Source organism: Marinomonas polaris DSM 16579, from assembly GCF_900129155.1.
Taxonomy (GTDB): domain Bacteria; phylum Pseudomonadota; class Gammaproteobacteria; order Pseudomonadales; family Marinomonadaceae; genus Marinomonas; species Marinomonas polaris.
This window is the reverse complement of the sequence record NZ_FQVF01000025.1, coordinates 62,138-80,102: the sequence shown is the minus strand read 5'-3', so window position 1 is coordinate 80,102 and position 17,965 is coordinate 62,138. Positions and strand designations below refer to the sequence as shown.

13 protein-coding genes and 1 rRNA gene are annotated in these 17,965 nt (G+C 43.3%); 3 read left to right on the top strand and 11 right to left on the bottom strand.

Translation table 11 applies throughout. The features are described 5' to 3' along the window. Positions 1–242 precede the first annotated feature (242 nt). Positions 243–357: ribosomal RNA gene (rrf, locus tag BUA59_RS21185) — 5S ribosomal RNA — on the top strand. 625 nt (positions 358–982) lie between these two features. Here the strand turns inward: rrf and BUA59_RS23515 are convergent. Further along, entirely contained in the window at positions 983–1,609 is a 627-nt protein-coding gene (locus BUA59_RS23515) for a transposase (RefSeq protein WP_084122621.1), read from the bottom strand. Beyond that, positions 1,602–1,862 (bottom strand): hypothetical protein, encoded by a 261-nt coding sequence (locus BUA59_RS23510; RefSeq protein ID WP_084122619.1) that lies wholly within the window; start codon positions 1,860–1,862, stop codon positions 1,602–1,604. The genes BUA59_RS23515 and BUA59_RS23510 overlap by 8 nt, the downstream gene beginning before the upstream one ends. Positions 1,863–1,934: 72 nt before the next feature. On the opposite strand from BUA59_RS23510, the gene BUA59_RS23945 reads away from it, so the two are divergent. Continuing rightward, positions 1,935–2,081, top strand: a complete 147-nt coding sequence (locus tag BUA59_RS23945; RefSeq protein WP_175550803.1) for a hypothetical protein — start codon at positions 1,935–1,937, stop codon at positions 2,079–2,081. A gap of 45 nt (positions 2,082–2,126) precedes the next feature. Here BUA59_RS23945 and BUA59_RS21170 read toward each other — a convergent pair whose 3' ends face one another. From BUA59_RS21170 to BUA59_RS21135, 8 genes are all read right to left on the bottom strand, one after another. Beyond that, positions 2,127–3,419, bottom strand: a complete 1,293-nt coding sequence (locus BUA59_RS21170; protein ID WP_072841876.1) for a tetratricopeptide repeat protein — start codon at positions 3,417–3,419, stop codon at positions 2,127–2,129. A gap of 2 nt (positions 3,420–3,421) precedes the next feature. Continuing rightward, positions 3,422–4,918, bottom strand: a complete 1,497-nt coding sequence (locus BUA59_RS21165; protein WP_084122606.1) for a surface lipoprotein assembly modifier — start codon at positions 4,916–4,918, stop codon at positions 3,422–3,424. An 81-nt stretch (positions 4,919–4,999) separates the two neighbouring features. Next, positions 5,000–5,767, bottom strand: a complete 768-nt coding sequence (locus BUA59_RS21160) for a Slam-dependent surface lipoprotein (protein WP_072841874.1) — start codon at positions 5,765–5,767, stop codon at positions 5,000–5,002. A gap of 89 nt (positions 5,768–5,856) precedes the next feature. Continuing rightward, on the bottom strand, positions 5,857–8,940 hold the full coding sequence (locus BUA59_RS21155) for a TonB-dependent receptor (protein ID WP_072841872.1): 3,084 nt from the start codon (positions 8,938–8,940) through the stop codon (positions 5,857–5,859). Positions 8,941–9,048: 108 nt separating this feature from the next. Then, positions 9,049–9,990, bottom strand: coding sequence for a FecR family protein (locus BUA59_RS21150; RefSeq protein WP_072841870.1), 942 nt, complete (start codon positions 9,988–9,990; stop codon positions 9,049–9,051). Continuing rightward, positions 9,990–10,499, bottom strand: a complete 510-nt coding sequence (locus tag BUA59_RS21145; protein ID WP_012071959.1) for a sigma-70 family RNA polymerase sigma factor — start codon at positions 10,497–10,499, stop codon at positions 9,990–9,992. The genes BUA59_RS21150 and BUA59_RS21145 overlap by 1 nt, the downstream gene beginning before the upstream one ends. Before the next feature lie 189 nt (positions 10,500–10,688). Further along, on the bottom strand, positions 10,689–11,924 hold the full coding sequence (locus BUA59_RS21140; RefSeq protein WP_072841868.1) for a uracil-xanthine permease family protein: 1,236 nt from the start codon (positions 11,922–11,924) through the stop codon (positions 10,689–10,691). A gap of 112 nt (positions 11,925–12,036) precedes the next feature. Then, a complete protein-coding gene (locus BUA59_RS21135; RefSeq protein ID WP_072841866.1) occupies positions 12,037–14,235 on the bottom strand; it encodes a sensor domain-containing protein in 2,199 nt (732 codons plus the stop codon). A 429-nt stretch (positions 14,236–14,664) separates the two neighbouring features. On the opposite strand from BUA59_RS21135, the gene BUA59_RS21130 reads away from it, so the two are divergent. Continuing rightward, entirely contained in the window at positions 14,665–16,371 is a 1,707-nt protein-coding gene (locus BUA59_RS21130; RefSeq protein WP_072841864.1) for an OpgD/OpgG family glucan biosynthesis protein, read from the top strand. Between the two features lie 112 nt (positions 16,372–16,483). Here BUA59_RS21130 and BUA59_RS21125 read toward each other — a convergent pair whose 3' ends face one another. Then, positions 16,484–17,827 (bottom strand): GH1 family beta-glucosidase, encoded by a 1,344-nt coding sequence (locus tag BUA59_RS21125; protein WP_072841863.1) that lies wholly within the window; start codon positions 17,825–17,827, stop codon positions 16,484–16,486. Between the last annotated feature and the right edge of the window lie 138 nt (positions 17,828–17,965).

Genomic DNA, 17,965 nt, shown 5'->3' with positions numbered 1-17,965 from the left:
GCATTGAGCTAACCAATACTAATTGCTCGTGAGGCTTGACCATATAACACCAAAGTAGTTTTTTAACGCAGAAACGTTAAAAAGACACATAGTACGATAGAAACTGGTTTGACCTTGATACACGTTATTTCAAAAAAGAATTGTTAAAGATCCAAGCACGTATTCGCGTGTTTTGAGACAAGCTAACGATAAAAAGTCAGCGCACAACACAGTGCACCTCAGAACAAACGCAAAACGAATTGCTTGACGATCATAGAGGCGTTGAACCACCTGATCCCATCCCGAACTCAGAAGTGAAAAGCGCCATCGCCGATGGTAGTGTGGGAGATCCCATGTGAGAGTAGGTCGTCGTCAAGCTTTATATTAAGAAAGCCCTGATAGCTAACGCTGTCAGGGTTTTTTTTCGTCTGTAGAAAATAATGAATCGTCTTCAGGAAAGGTACTTTGACGGCCTGAAGGCCGACCTGCAGCTTGGTTCAGGACTGTTTGTCGGTCGTGGCTTTAGCCCGTATATGGACTCCTCTGGGGATGCAACAATAGCGTCCCTATTTTTAATAAAGAATCATGCGTACTCCACTTGGTTATTAACAATACTTATCAACGGTCATAACAAACCTGCGTTAGCTTTCGTATATTCGGCCTTGTTATGGAGAGCTACTCCAGACTTTAACGGCTGAACGGCTGTATTCGCCGTGAACCAGACTCCTTAATGACAAGATGGCTTCGGGAGCCGTCGGGCTAATCAGGTTTTGTCTGGTTTACTTGCTAGCTGTTCATTCCGTTCAATCTATAATTGCTAACTGTCTAGGTTGGTACTTTCTCTATTTACTGGCTTTTAAATTTCATCGTTGCTGTGCGACAGGTTGACGATATTCAAGCCCACTTTTCAGCATAGCTGTTGCCATTCTGATCAGTTTATTGGCGACAGCCACTATGGTTTTATTAAACCCTTTTGTGCTGAGTAATTGCCTTATCCAACAACTCAAGTCGTCTGTTTTTTCTTTAACATGAATCGCCACCGAGCGAGCCCCGTTAATAATGAGCGTACGCAGGTATACATCGCCTCGTTAATCACGACTTTGCCGCCACTACCGCTGTGCGCGGGTACAAGACCAATGCTGGCGCTGTCATCTCGGCCACGCCTAAAACACTCAGCGGAGCCGAATTTAGCATATATCATGCTGGCTCCGAGCCAGGCGATACCGGGTATCTGAACAAGCCGTTGGCATGCGTCAATTTGCTTTGCCATTGTTTCAATCTCATCAGACACCTCTGCCATCAGCGTTATCACATGTCTAAGTTGCTCTAACAGTCTAAATATTACCCTGCGTGCAACGACGGTCATTTCATTTTCAGCGTCCTCCAGCGCGATAGGAACTTGCTTGAGTAATTTACTAATTCCTAGAGAAAAGTTAGCGCCATATTCACGACCAAAACCTCGAAGACGGTTGGCAAGCTGGTTGCGTTCTTTCTTATAGCCCTCGCGGAACTTATGTAGCGTGGCAATATCTTGCTGCTCTAATGTACGGATCTGAACACAGTGTAACTGCTGATTCTTACTGGCTTCATAAATACTAAGAACATCATTTTTATCACTCTTATTACCCACTCGGTATTTTGCTGAAAATATGAGGAGGGATTAAACCCACTTTATGGCCTGATGCCGTGAAGCGTCTAGCCCAATAATGTGCTGAGCCGCACGCTTCCATATAGATCGCGGCATCAGGGTATTGGGCAATGATGAGACACATTTTTTTCGCTGATACCTCTTTATTTAACCGAGCTTTACCGGCCTGATTGAAGACAGCAACTTGGAAAACTTCTTTCGCTAAATCGATAAAAATTGTCGTATTATTATTCATGGTATGGCTCCTTTGGTTTGGTCGCCTCCCAATTTATCGGAATTCCGCTGAATTGGGGAGGAGTCCATACCATTGACAAAACGTGACGTACTATATTCTAAGCTTTTTCACCTCGGTATTTGCTTTGCTTGCCCTGTTTCGCAAGCCCAACGCGTTAGCGCTAATCCAAACCAAGGCGAATGGAATGTTGCTCAAAGAGGCTTTAATATGAGTGATTAGAGCGTTAAAAGATTAAATTTTTCCTTTCAAAGAATCTTTGTCACTTTATTTCTTAAGTTCTTGTAGTTGTTTTATGTAAGTCAGCTTCTCTCTATTCTTATGCCATGCATCGTAGAGAGCTATCAGATTTTCCAATGCAATTTGTTTGGATGCTGTTGGTGCTTGTGCTTTTTCCATCAAGGAGAGTGATTGGAGAAAGAGAGGTTCTGCTTTTAGGTAGTCTCTTTTAGTATAGAAAATAGCACCAGCTCTTGCGGAGGTATAGGCGGCTTGTAATGGCTGGGTCGGGATCTTGCCATGAAGCGCTAGGCTCTGCTGATAAAGTGTTAGGGCTTCTTTAGTATCACCTTGAGCTTCCTCTAAACTGCCGAGATTACCAAGTATGAGCGCTTGTTCTATACCTTGGGCGTGGTTGAGCTCATGTAATCCAGCTAAGGCTTCTTGATAAAGTACTTTGGCTTTTGGGTAATCATTTTTCTGTTGGCTGTCTAATGCCAATTCATTTAAGTTCATAATATTAGCTAATGACGTTTCACTCGATGTAGATCGAATAGTAAGGGCTTGCTCACGCATAGGTGTGGCTGAACTCTGTTTCCCTTGAGCCTCTAAGATAGCAGCAAGACGTTCTAGCGTTTCGGCAAGGCGGACATCATTGCTTTCTAGTGTATTTTGCTCTCGTTCGAGTTCTGCTTTTAATGTGCGTTGCGCGGCTTCTGCTTGGTTTTGTTCAAGGTGCGCATCGGCCAGAGAATAATTAATTTGACGGAACAGCTCACTGAATTTTTGCTGGCCTTTGTTTTTTAGCAAGGTTTCGACGATGGATATGGTCTCGGCATAATTCTTCGATTCATTATGAAGACGAGTTAACGCGTTTACGGTTTTTAAAACGTCATTCGCTTGAACATCCTCAAATTGTTGAATATCCCAAGCTTGGGAATAAGCCTCAATAGCATGTTGAGGTTGGCCTATCTGCTCAAGAAAATTGCCTTTATTAAATAACAGAGTGGCTACTTGAGGGTGTTCGTCATCATAAGCGCTTTTTGTAAATTTGATAGCATCATTGATGGAATCAATCGCAGTGTCTTGCTTGTCTTGTGCTATTTGAATAAAAGCCAATAAGTTGAGACTGCTGGCACGAAACGCGGTACCGTTATCGGCTTTTTTTGCAATCTTAAGGGCGTATTTGGCGTTCTTTTCAGCCTTGATGTAATCGCCTTCTTGGTAAAGTGCCATGGCTTTATCTTGGTAGTATTGCCAATTACTGGCAGCCGAAGATACAGAGCTGATTAATAGGGCAAAAATGGCGATAAAAGTGGCTAGGTGATGCGGTTTTATCATGGCTAAAAGGTCTTCTCTAGTTTTAGGCTGACTTGGTTGTTTTCACGGCTATACAGCCAATCTACATTGCTGTTTATATTTGAGTGTTTGATGGTTAGGCTCGGAGCAAAACCTAAGATGGACAGTTGAGGCGATTTCATTACCAATGTGTAGCTGCTTTCATGGTCATTGCGTTTTGCACCAAGAATGTTGCTGTACGCTTTGTAGGTTTGTTCGCGGAAAGAGGTGAAAAATGTTGTGCTTAGGACATTAGAAAATGATTTTGAGACCCCGAGTCGTACGTCAAGTTGTAAGTAGCCATAGGGTTTATCATCCGCTTGTCGGTCTAATCCATCAACACCTCCAAATAACGTCCAGCTATTTGGTAAGACTTGCCACATAGTTGCATTTGCTGAGTAGGAAGGGCCGTTATAACGTTCGTAGTTTTGCTTTTTATAGCGCAGTTCTTTGTAATCGCCTTGGACTTTAAGCATTTGCTTGTTAGAAAAGCGACGAGTCCATTCGCCATGCAGGCCTAAGGCACTGTACATGGCTTTATTTCCATAGGCGGAAAATTCAAAAGAAGGAGCGAGTTGTATCTGGTCATCGAGATCTTGGTAGCGATAACCTAGCTGTGTAATTAGCGTACTTTCATTGTAATCAGTGTAATCGTCATAGCTTTTACCATATAGCAAAGAGCGAAAATACAGTCCATTATGACTCGTAATAGGTGTGTGCTTGTTAAGGGTCAGTTCGTAATCAAGCCCCGTTGCTGAAATAGCATCGGGGATTTTTCGTTCATAAATACATTGGCCTTGGGAAAGGAGTAAACAGGTACGACTTTCTGAAGATTGGTTAAGGTTATCATTCCATACTGCACCAAGCGCGATGGACGTCGACCAATCACGGCGCTGTTCAAGTGCTTTACGGAAACTTTCTACCGTACGATAGACGCCAGTCTGTTGCTCATTGTCAGGATCGAGCTTTGCCGATATTTGTGTAAAAACTACCTCTGCTTCTTTATCTTGATGATCTTCGAATAGTACGCGGGCCAGTTCCAGTTGACCTGGCAAGAATTCAGGGTTCAGGCCGAGGAGCTGGCGATACTCTGTTGCGGCTTGCTCCATATTACCTTGGATTCGAGCTAATGCGCCTTTCGCATAAGCGAGTAAAAGTGGATCAGCATCGGAAAGTGTTCGGTATTCATCGAGAAAGTAAACGACGGCATTCCATTGTTTTTGTTTAATGGAAACATAGAGCGCACGCCCGATATCATTAGCATTGTGTCCTACGGTGTAAGACTTGCCATCAAGAATCAGCTCTGGGCGTTTTCCTGATAGGTAATCTTCATCTTTGAGTAACTCACTTTCCTTTGAATTGTTTTGTTGTTCTATGTTTTGGTTTAACCTGAGCTGAGTATCTAGATCGTGATCATCTGCTGTTGCAGACCGTGAGAACATAAACAGCAAGGCCAATCCGACTATCTTGCAATGAAGAAAGTTACTTTTTAAAAAATGCATGTAAATGGCTCATCATAGGCAGTAAAGAGAAAAGCCGAGCAGGATAATCATGCTCGGCTAAGGTTAAATCATAATAATGACTTAGTCTTTAGAGCCGCCAAATGCGGTGTCGTATTCAGTTCCAGCAAAGTCAACAAGCCCCGCTAGATCTGCTTGGCCATTGTAGAATTGAGCTGAAACGTCACCAGCAGAAGCGACTTCGATTACTGAAATACTTGCTGTTGCATCTGAGCCAGTAACAGAAGCATCGCTATTAATGGTAGCTGTACCAATATCAACAGTAAGGCCATTTGTGTTCGCCATGCTGCCTGTTAGTGTTGCTGCAGCAAAGTCAGCGGTTAATGTACCGTTTAGCAAGCTTGCTGCTGTGCCATCGTAGTTATTGATACCCACGACTGTATAGGTGGCCGTACCAGAGGTTGGCACAGAGGTGTCTGCATTTGCTCCGGCATAGTAAACGGTACGAGTTGAATCTCCGCTGGTGCCATAGGCTGACCACTCACCGACCCATACATCGCTGGTACCTACTTGAGCGAAGTTGAATACTCCGAGATTATCGTGGCTGGTTGGAGAGCCAGTGTAAGGGAAGTTTAAGGTGTAGACATCTTGAGCATCCTTAGCGCCGTAAGCTGTTAATCCCTGAAAGTTCACTAACTTGTCAATACCTGTAGCATTCACACCAATACCTGCGCCGCCAGAGGTATGAGGACCACCATTGACGGTGGCTGTCCCTACTTTTACATAGTTCGTATTGCTGGATTCACCCACGACGGCTGCACTTGCCATGCCTGAGAATACTAAAGTACCAAGAGCGAGAGACATTGCGCTTACTAGTTGTAACTTTTTCATTGTATTACTCCATTGTATTGTGTGTTTTCCCAATGAAAACACGGTTGCCATGACACTACTTGTGCAGTGCCATCCTTGCTAACGGGTCGCTAGAAGCGGCCTGTTAAACCCAGTTTAAATGTGCGTCCCGGCGCGGCCACGGCAGATCGAGTAGCTGGATCCACGTAATATTGGTCGCTTAGGTTTGAACCGGTGAACTCCACATCAAAGATTTCATTAATTTTATAGCGGACGTAGGCGTCGAAGATGAGCGTGTCGCCCCAGCTATAAGGCGTGTTATAGAAATAAACATAACCAAGTTCACCTGCCCTATAAGAGTTTGCGATGTACCAATCTAGATCACTGTTTTCGTAGCCTTTGTAATAGGTAGCTCGTCCACCTATTTCTAAACGACGGTCCATAAAACGGCCTCCTAGTGATAAGTTGGCGGAAAGCTCCGGAGTAGCTTGGGCGAGTTGGTAACCATTAGGAAAGCCGTATTTGAAGCAGCGAGGAATCGGATTATCAACGGCCCGCATCAGGTCATTTGTGGATAACATTGCCGCGCTGTCTTCATCACAGATTTCATTTTGTAAGGTGTAATTCACGCCTAAACCAGTGAAAAATCGGCCATTGTCATAACGGGCACTGAGTTCTATACCACGAATTTTTTGCTCGTCGACATTGTTAAATTTAAAATTGCTGTCTCGTTCGATAACGTTTTCAGTGAGGTTGTCGTAGTAGGCAATTTTGATGTCGGCATACTCTGCGCTGGTAAACCATTGGGTTAAATCATGTACATAAGCCAGCTCCCAGTTATGGGCGTGTTCTGGTTTGACGCCATAAGGGTTTTGAGATGCAGAGAAAGCCATGGTGCTTTCAAACATGCTTGGGTAGCGCAAGGTTTCTGTATAGGTTAGATAAGCTCGGCTGTAATCGGTGAATTGATAACTGATACCTGCATGAGGCACCCAGCCATGGTCTTTGTGCTTTTTAGCTTCTGCGATGGATATGTTATTCACAGGATTCGTTTGACATGAAACGACGTTTTTTCCTGCTAGCTCACCATTTAGGCAAGGGTTGTCGGCACGGTCGTAATTGCCATCAGCATCGGTCTTCCAAGTTGCATAGTTGTTGTAAGTATTCTCAATAACTGTCTTATCGTATGAAATACCAGCAACAATTTGGTCATATACTGCTTGGCTTATAGCCCCAGAATCTAAATATGTTTTAAAGAAGGCTTTTCTTTCAGCAACTAATGTTGCAATTTCTTCATCTGTACGGACATATCCTGTGCTGTAAGAAATATTGTAATAATCGGTAGTACTTTGGCTAAACTCACCAGGATGAGCCGCGAGGAAATCATCAAACGCCCAATAAGCGGAATAGGTCATGCCGGCATTGAGTTTGAGCTTATCGGTAGGGCGCCAAGCAAAATCAAAATTGGTTTCCCACTCTTCCCGTCGACCAGCGCGTGGGAGCATTCGCCAGCCTGCACTGGCCGCTTCATCATATTCGTCATCGGATGTGAGCTTTTCGTGCTGAAAACGACCGCCAAGTGTTAGGTCTAGGGTATCGGTAAGGTTCATTTTGTTACTAAGGGTGATACCGTCGCGGGTGCTGTTGGCATTGGCGACAGCGTTATCATAGAGTACGCCTGATGTATCGGAGGGTAAGGTTTGGTTAGGGAACCCACCAGATGTGTAGGTATCACTAACGGTATCTGTTCGCCAAAGATTGGCATTAAAATCGATCCAGCGGTTGTCTATGGGTTTGTAGCTGTATTCAATATTGTAAGCTTTTGCAGTGACTTCACTAAGTGGCCATTGAATGGCACTGCGGTCGCTTTGGTTGTTGATTCTGGACGGCATGATTTCGCCATAAGTGGAATCAGATTGGCGGAAGTTGAAACCAATTTTTTGGTCGTCATCAATGTGCCATGTGGTTTTTAATAACCAAGACTCCATTAAGCTGGAGGTATTGGTCACTTCGTCGCCAGGCTGCCAATATTGGGCAAGTGAGGTGATGTAGTCTCGGGTGTCAGCTACGCTGGGATTGTTATAGTAGCCCGTATTGTTTTTCCCTGAATAATAATTGCCTCGTTCTCGATAAGCATAAGCAGCGAGCACGTCAAAGTGTTCACTCTTTTTGGCCGCTGCGACTCGGTAGGCATAGTCGCCGCCATTTAATGGGTTGTTATCGCTATCCGATTTGCTTTTTAAATTAACTCGTAAGGTTTTGTCGGCATAGGGGTAAGCGCTTCCGGCAGGGTAACCGTCGACATCTGTCGCTAATTCGCCAGTATGAAGAGCGGGTACTCGTTCTCCTGTCGCATTGCTACTGCCTTCTATTTTGAATTCTGCGCCAAAGGTTTCACCATCGCGGATTAAATCGTCGGGTGACAGGGTTTTGACCACCATGGCGCCACCAACACCGCTATGTACGTCCCGCTCATTGGTGGCACCCTTGTAAATTTGTACGTTGCCTATGAGGTTTGGGTCGATGTAATTGCGGTTAGTCGCGCCGTTGTAGCCACGCCATACTGTAAGCGCTTGTTCCGTGCCATCAATTGTTACTGGAACACGGCCAGGGCCTTGAACGCCACGAATGTTTAGATCGAGTGCGCCGCTGTTGCGAGCTTCACCACTGAATACACCGGGAACGCCTTGTAGTAAATCGGATGGGGTGGTGCCCTTATAACGTTCCACCTCGGTTTTACCAATAAAGGTCGTGGAGGTGTTTTTGTCGTAAACGTCATCGTAGCCTTTTTGATCACGGGCACTCATATCAGACCTTGCGTTGTTGTCTTCAATGGTAATGGTAGGAAGATTGACTCCGTCATCTCCTTGCTCGGATTTTACGATGTAACTGCCATTTTGAGTTTGTTGGGCAACCAGATTGGTATTTGCCAGAATCTTTGCCAGTGCGGCGTCCTGTGTGTAGTCGCCGTTAAGGCCAGAGCTGCGTTTGCCTGTGGTAAGGGCAGAGTTAATGGATAAACTCACATCAGCTGTTAATGCAAATTGATTCAGTACTGAATCTAAAGAGCCTGCCGGAATGGAATAGTAGCGACTGTCTACTTGGGCCATGTTATCTGCGGCTAAAACGGGAGAAATTCCATGTAATGCGACGGAAACGCTTAATGGTATGGCCAGCATTAATGGTTTGAAGAGGGGCTGTTTTTGGTGTTTCATTCTTTAACATCTCGGCTGAATTAGTGTCTATACCCTTAATACCGAGTGAAGATGGAAAACCCACAAAAGAAAATGAAAGTAATTATCATTTTTATTTTTGGGTTGTACTTAGCTTGCTGTCACGTTGACCCAATAAGGAGTTAATTGGTAAATGTTGATGGGGAGGCTTGCTTGTAGCTGTTGCAAAATTTGATCTGTATTGTCTATAGAAAATACGCCCGTGACGGCCAGCTGCCTGAGCTCTGGTGCCACTCTGACTATACCTTTTCGGTAACGACTTAGTTCATGTATAAAATCGGTGAGGGGCATTCGTTGTGCTACCAGCTTGCCGGTAACCCAGCCGATGGTATTGGGGTCTGTATTAGATATACGGGACGTATTGAGGGTATTGAAAGAGATACTTTCACCAGGCTTTATTGACAGTGGGTTATGCATTTGCTTGCCAATCAATTGGACGTTTTGGCCTGAGAACACGCTAACACGGGTGATGTCATCGGTACGACGAATATTAAGCTTGCCCTGATGAAAAGAAATCGTGCCATCCATTGTTTCTATTTGGTAAGGCGTTGCTTGTGATACATCGAGGAAGAATTCACCGTCATCAAGTTTAAATTGATGTTCTGTTGGCATAGCAAGAGTGGTCTTTGTATTCATAACTAGTTTATTGATATCGCTTAATGGAAAGCTTCTTACTTCCCCTGTCGCTGTGGCTAGGTTCTTATAGTAAGAGGCGTGAGAGCTTATGGACCAATTATGTATATAGCCGCCAGCGAAGAAGAGCCCTCCAGCAGAAAGCCCCATTAAACTTAAAACATGACGACGAGACATTTTTCGGCTTCGAGCTATGATTTGAATCGTCTCTTTCGGGGCATCTCCGAAATGTGCCTGTGCTTGTATCAGGCATTGCCATGCTTTTTCATTGTCAGGGTCGGCGGCTCGCCATTTATTACAAGCGTGCTGATCATGTTTGGATGGTTCGTCTGACCAGAGTCTTGCCATTAGATGTGCTGCCTGTTGAATGCGTTCTAGATCAATTTGGTTTGGTTGCATTATTTGTGTCTCTCCATCATGGCTATGGCACACGCTTGTAATGCTTTGGCGATGTATTTCTCTACAGAAGATATTGATACGTTTAATTGCACTGCAATGTCGGAATAGGACAGCCCTTCTAGTCTGCGCAGTAGAAATGCTTGTCGTGCTTTTTCCGATACTTGGTGTAATAGCGTATCTATCTCTATTAAGGTCTCGATAACTTCAAGGCGTTTTTCTGGTGATGAATGATGCTCTTCAGGAAGGTGGCTGATTGATTCCAAGTATGCCTGCTCAATACGCCACCGACGATATTGATCAACAACGAGACCCTTAGCGATACAGGTTAAATACTGGCGTGCGTATTCGGTAGGCGGTATTTTCCCACTAACCAATACTTTCAAGTAGGTGTCTTGCATTAAATCCGCGGCTTTGTGTGAGCAATTAAGTCGCTTGCGAAGAAAATTAGATAGCCATCCTTGATGCATTTCATAAAGCTGAGTGAATTGTAGTTGTAAATCTCTATTCATATCGTAAAACCTATCATTTGATAATGGTTATCATTTATGATTTCAGGATGAAGGTAAATATGCAATAGATTTAATAAAACTTAATATTTGGTTAGTTGGATATTTTTGTGTATTTTCTGTGATTAGGTCACTAAAAAAACGGCCCCAATTTGGGACCGTTTTAGATGGTGCTGCTTTAATATGAAAGTATTATTCTTCCATTTGTGCTTTGTCGACGATGTGATTATCGCCGATGTCTTTCGGTAAAATTAAATTCAGCGTGATCGCGACGATGCCACATAGGCTGATGCCTTGAAGGCTGAACTCACCAATACCAAAGGCCATACCACCGATACCAAACACTAGGGTTACACCAACGATGATTAAGTTGCGTGACTTATGAAGGTCGACTTGATTCTTAATCAAGGTATTTAGTCCTACAGCAGCAATAGAGCCAAACAATAGAATCATAATGCCGCCCATTACAGGTAGTGGGATAGTTTGCAGAGCTGCACCTAATTTACCAACCCAAGCAAGAATAATGGCTGCAATGGCGGCCCATGTCATGATGACAGGATTGAATGCCTTGGTAAGCATCACTGCGCCAGTAACTTCACTATAAGTCGTATTTGGTGGTGCGCCAACCATAGCGGCAGCCATCGTTGCGATACCGTCGCCAGCAATAGTGCGATGTAGACCAGGTTTCTTGAGATAGTCTTTTCCGGTAACGTTAGAAATAGACAGAATATCTCCAACATGCTCAACCGCTGGAGCAATAGCAACAGGTAACATAAAAAGTATCGCATTAATGTTGAATTCTGGTGCGGTAAAGTTTGGCATAGCAAACCATGCTGCATTGTATATAGGTTCAAAATTGACTATGCCAAAGAATAGACTTAAGACATAGCCAACGAGAATACCGCCAAAAACGGGCAATAATTTAAACAGGCCTTTAGCGAACACGCTAATTAGAATCGTAGTAAGCAAAGAGGCAACAGCAATTAACATAGAAATATCTGCATCAATTGCTTGTACGTCACCTGCTTTCCCAAGCGCCATATTGACAGCGACGGGTGCTAGACCAAGACCAATAACCATGATGATTGGGCCGATAACAACGGGTGGTAGTAGGGCATGAATGAAGCCAGCGCCTTTGAGCCGAATAAACCCACCAAGAACGACATAGACAAAACCTGCTGCTATTAAGCCACCCATAGTCGCAGGAATTCCCCATGTTTGGACGCCGTACATAATGGGTGCGATAAAGGCAAAAGAAGAAGCAAGAAAAATTGGAACCGTTCTGCGTGTGGTTAATTGAAATAAGAGAGTACCGACACCTGCGCCAAAAAGCGCAACGTTAGGATCTAGTCCTGTTAATAGTGGGACGAGCACTAAAGCGCCAAATGCAACAAACAGCATTTGAATGCCTAAGACGGCATTTTTCATAGATAAAATCCTTGGATAGTTTGAGTTCAGGGATTTTATAGACAAGTTGACATAAGCGCCAGAAAGGTAAGAATTTTGCTTAGGGGCTTTAATCGATTTCTGTTCATTAATGCTAGTCTTGCGCGACGAGAAACCTTTGCTTTTTCTGCAAGAAACCTATTTTGAACTCTTCTGCTGGAATTGGCCGACTGATGTAATAGCCTTGAATATCATCGCAACCAATATTGTAGAGCATTTCTAGTTGCGCTTTCGTTTCTACACCTTCGGCTATTGTAGTCATGCCTAGTTGTTGCGCGAGTAGGATAATGGTCCCTACTATGACTTGATCGTTGGTATTGGTTGTCATATTGCGTACAAAAGACTGGTCGATTTTGAGCTTATAAACGGGGAATCGTTGGAGATAGCTCAAAGATGAATAGCCTGTACCAAAGTCGTCGATGGATGTATGTATTCCAAGTTGCTGGAAAGATTCTAGTATTGTTATCGTGTGCTCAGGATCTTTTGTCGCAATGCGCTCGGTGAGTTCAAGTTCTAAGTATTGTGCTGGTACGGCGTATTCGTTGAGTATTGCCGCCACAATAGCTGGAAGGTCATTTACTTGAAACTGGGCATATGACAGGTTTACTGCAATTCTAACGGGAGTAATCCCTTCTTCTAGCCATTGTTTTAGTTGGCGTGCTGTTTCTCGTAAAACCCATTCTCCTATGGCCAAAATTTGTCCACTCTCTTCTGCAAGGGGAATGAATTCTCCTGGACTGACATGACCTAATTCTAGGCTATGCCATCGAATGAGTGCTTCCGCACCTATTATTTTTCCCGTGATGAGCGAAATTTGCGGCTGATAGTGTAAGGAAAACTCTTGTCGTTCTAGGGCGTCATGAAGAGCATTACCTAATGTAAGTGCTCGTGTCGAAATTGCTTGCATTTCTTCGGTGAAAAAAGCGTATCGATTTCTGCCCGTATGCTTGGCATGATACATAGCGGCATCTGCTCGCTGATAAAGGGTGTCGAAGTCTTCTCCATTTCGCGGATATAAACTCACACCGATAGACGGTGTGATAAAAAACTGATGCTGATCGATGTTATAGCGCGCGGATAAAGCTTCTTTGATAGCACAGGTTTTTTCGATTAAACATTCTTCATTATCTGCAGGTAGCAGAATAATAAATTCGTCACCGCCTTGTCGTGCAACGTAACCAATATTATTAACCAAGGTACGCATTCTGTCTGCAACAGTAAGTAGTAGCTTGTCCCCTATGCTATGACCAAGTGTGTCGTTGACATTTTTGAAGTGGTCTAAGTCGATAAATAGTAATGCTATTTTGGTATTAGGTTTGATGATTTGATGGAATGTTTTATTCAGTGCAACTCTGTTTGGGAGTTTTGTTAATGAGTCGTGATGTGCTAACCACTCGACCTGATCATGTGCCTTTTGGATTTCATCAATATCAATTCGTACACCAAGCATGCGAGCTGGTTTATCTTCTTGATCAAACTCCGTCACGATGCAACGTACGCCTATCCATCGATAGTTGCCGTCTATATGTCTAATTCGAGCTTGGTATTTGTAATAATTTGATTCACTTTTGCTAGTTAAAATATTATTTATGCTGTCCATAACATGCTGACGATCTTCAGGGTGTATTTTTTCCAATTCAGCCTTTCTATCTGCCATGCCTTCGACGGGAGCATAGCCGAGCATAGTGAAATACGATGGAGTTGCAAACCAGATATCTTTGCTGACATCCCATTCCCAAATGCCTACTTTGGTTAATTTTAATGCTTCGTTCACGCGTATTTCAGCATCGACAAGTTCGCTTTCTCTTTCTATAAATAGCGTTATTTTTTGCGCATGACCAACTGATGAAAAGAGTTTGTTACTAATGTCGTATATACGCTCGGTACTAACTTGAAAATAATCTACGTTGCCGCAGGGTAAGCAAACGTACTCTTCGGTTGTTCCTGTTTCTTCATTTGAGGTAATGGTAGGGATGATATTTTGACTAAGCTGGGCGTGTTGAGATTGAATTTCTTCGTCTTTGTAGCCGATTATCTCTAGTTTTGATAGGCCGATAAATTGCTCAAATGCAGGATTACAATAAATATAGGTTTGGTCTTTGCCTTTAATCCACATAGGATCAGAAAGAGCGTCGAGTGACGATGTTAATTGGTTTTTATAGTTTTCAGAATGTTCAAGCTGTTGAAAAAAAATGTTTCTTTCTGCTTTGATTTTAATATGGACATATATAAGTATGAGTAAAAAACATGAAGCTAGAAAATAGCCTAATATTGTTCCCCAAGGATATGTCATTATTCTTCACCTTAATTTTTATCCGCGCTCAAATGAAAAAATAGAGTTAGCGGTTGTTATATAAACGACATCATTATGTATTCAGTGATCATTATTTTAATCCCAATTTAGTTTTTCGGCTGTATAACATGTGATGCTACTCTGTATCGTTATGTAATCAATTTAGTCTGTCCTGCTATCAAAGTGATTTTGTTTTACACAATTTAAGAGAGCAAGCATTTTTAATGTGAATAACTGAGACACTTATCCCCTTGTATTGGAAATAAAAAAGGGGCGCTGTGGTATGAAGTGAGGCGATTGGTCCAAATGTAAGGAGATATCCTAAATTCTCCATATAAATGTATTAAATATTTACTCTATCTGAACACTAGGCTCAGTGGTAATTCGCTAGTATAGATACTAACTTTTTAGCTGATAGGGTCATGTTCTATGCTTCCTCATTGTTTTTCAGAGTCCATGAAGGATTCAAACTTAGTCGGGCCGCAGGTTTTGCGAAAATCCCGAAAAACAAATGTGTCTAGTAATTTGCAACGCTTGGCGAGTCGATCTTTATTGGCCATCGGTGTGCTATTTAGCCTTACTGCTTGCGCAGCGCAATCACAGCCACAATCATCTCAATCTGTTGCTCAACCTAAAGAAGGTGAAGAATTTAGCTATGCTTGGTTAAAAGGCCATGCTCGTCAATTGGCGACTAAGCCTTATGAAAGCCATCAAGGTGAGATGCCAGATAGTTTAAAAGGCTTAGACTGGGATGATTATCAAGAAATTCGCTTTAACAAAGACGCGGCTTTGTGGCGCGATCAGAAATCAGAGTTCCGTACGGAGCTTTTTCATCTTGGTCTAGGGTTTGATACGCCAATTCATATGAATGAGCTTGAAAATGGTAAATCAACTCCGATTCCTTATATGCCTTCTGAGTTTACTTACGGTAAATCTAAAGTAGATGGTAAGAAACTTCCTAAAGATCTTGGCTTTGCTGGTTTTAGAATGCAGTTCGCCACTGATTGGCAGCGTGATGTTGTCGCCTTTTTAGGTGCGAGCTATTTCCGTGCGGTTGGTAGTGAAATGCAATATGGTCTTTCCGCTCGTGGCTTGGCGATTGATACCGCAATGCCTCATCCTGAAGAGTTTCCAACTTTTACCGACTTTTGGTTAGAGAAGCCAAAACCAGGCTCAGATGTAGTTACTGTTTACGCGTTAATGGATTCTCCTAGTGTAACTGGGGCTTATCGTTTTGATATGACTCCGGGTGAACCGTTCAAAATGCGCGTAGATTCCGCTATTTATCCTCGCAAATCTGTTGAGCGTTTAGGTGTGGCGCCAATGACTAGTATGTTTATGGTTGGCGAAAATGATCGCCGAACCAATTATGATTGGCGTGCAGAGATTCATGACTCGGATGGCCTTGCTATGCAAACCGGCAATGGCGAATGGATCTGGCGACCATTATCCAACCCTGAAAATTTACAATTTAATGCTTACAGTGATGAGAATCCAAAAGGCTTTGGTTTGCTGCAGCGTGACCGTAATTTCGATCATTATCAAGATGACGGTGTTTTCTATGAGAAGCGCCCAAGTTTGTGGATTGAACCACTTGGTAACTGGGGTAAGGGCTCTGTGCAATTGGTAGAAATTCCAACGTTGGATGAAACCTTCGATAACATCGTAGCCTTCTGGAATCCAGCGGCTCCGGTTGAAGCGGGTCAAGAGTTGCTCTACAGCTACAATATGTATTGGGGCAGTCATCCACCTGTGCAATCTAATCGCGCTCGTGTTGTTGATACTTTTACAGGCATCGGTGGTGTGATTGGTAAGAAGCGTCAGTATTACAGCAAACGTTTTGTGGTTGATTTCGCTGGCGGCTCTTTAGCTATGTTAGGCAATGATACGAAAGTGAAAGCGGTGATTACGTCGTCTGAAGGAAGAGTCGAAATCGAATCGGCTCGACCACTGCATTCTATCGATGGTTACCGTGCGATGTTTGATTTGGTACCACCGAAAGGGAAGTCTAAGCCAATTAACTTAACGGTTCACTTGGAAGCTAACGGACAGCCTCTAACTGAAACTTGGCAGTATCAGTGGACTCCGCCAGTGGAGAAAGATAGAGAACTTCATAATGCCGGTCATTTGAAGTAGCTTCTTTTGCTATTGATGAGTGTTCCTGTAAATAACTTACAGTAAGCAAATAAAATGCCCTATGTGTTATGCATAGGGCGTTTTTGTAAATCGACCATAAGTTCTGAGATTTTTAACTTTTGCGGTTACTCAGAAGAGTACGATAAGCGTGTCCGCTGCGTTTAATGGTTCTCTCTTGAGTCTGATAATCCACGTAAGTTAGACCAAAGCGCTTGCTATAGCCTTCTGCCCATTCAAAGTTATCCATCAAGCTCCAAGCGAAATAACCGCGAATATCGACGCCGTTTTCAATTGCCTGATTGACAGCATTTATATGGCCATCTAAATAACGTACTCGTTGCTCATCGTTGATTTCGCCATCGATGATCTGATCCGCACACGCTGCACCATTCTCGGTAATATAAATAGGCGGCAAGGTATATTGTTTGTGAAGATTCACTAACAACTCAGTGAAGGCATGCGGCGCGATTTCCCAGCCAATGTCTGTGTACTCAACTGCTTGGCTGTTTTTTACATTTTTGAACATGTCATCAGCGTCGTAGGCGTTGTGATTACAGGTGTAGAAGTTCATTCCCAAGAAATCAATTGGTTGAGAAATGATGTCCATATCACCAGGTAAGACGGTTGGTAAATACTGCGGAGCGACGGTTTTGAGCAACTGCGGATATTGTCCTTTCATGAGCGGTTCAATGAAAAACTGGTTATCTAGAGTTTCTCGCATCAAGCACGCGAATTGGTCTTCTGCTTTTTCGCTGGCAGCGTAGGAGCGGTTCATATTGAGTACTATGCCTACCTGAGCTTTCGGTGCGTTTTTACGAATAACTGGAAGCGCTAAACCATGGGCGAGCAAAATATGGTGAGCTGCTTGTCGACCAAATTCTGGTTCGCTTAACCCCGGTGCATGTATACCCAGCTCATAACCTAGTATTGCTGCGCAAAAAGGTTCGTTGAATGTCGCCCAGCTATCAACCCATTCTGATAATTCTTTGGTCACCAAGTCTGCGTAATTTTTGAACTGGTATGCGGTTTCTCTATTAAGCCAGCCACCTTTGTCTTCTAAGTGCTGTGGCAGATCCCAATGGTAAAGTGTCGCAAATACAGTGAGCCCTTCTGCTTTGAGCTTTTTAAGCAAGTTGCGATAAAAATCCAGTCCAGCTTGGTTTGCTTCGCCTTTTTTGTCCATGACTCGAGGCCAAGCAATTGATAATCGATAAGCGTCTACACCGAGATCTTTAATCAACTGGATGTCTTGCTCCCATAGATGATAATGGTCACAAGCCACCTCACCATTGTCCATGCCCTTTACCTTGCCAGGAGTTGCGCAGAAGGTATCCCAAATAGAAGGGAGGCGATTATCAGCAGTTGTCGCGCCTTCAATCTGGAAAGAGGCGGTTGCCACACCAAAGATAAAATCGGCGGTAAGCATTTTTGAATGTGATGGTAGGGTGATTGACATGTTGTCCTCAGTCTTTTTATTTATTGTCTTAGCAAAGATAAGTATTGCGATCAAAGGTACTGGAGGAGGTTGAAAAGCGTCAACAATGGTATGGCTGTTTTAGTAATTTAAGATTATTTAAGCGCATTTTAAGTGATT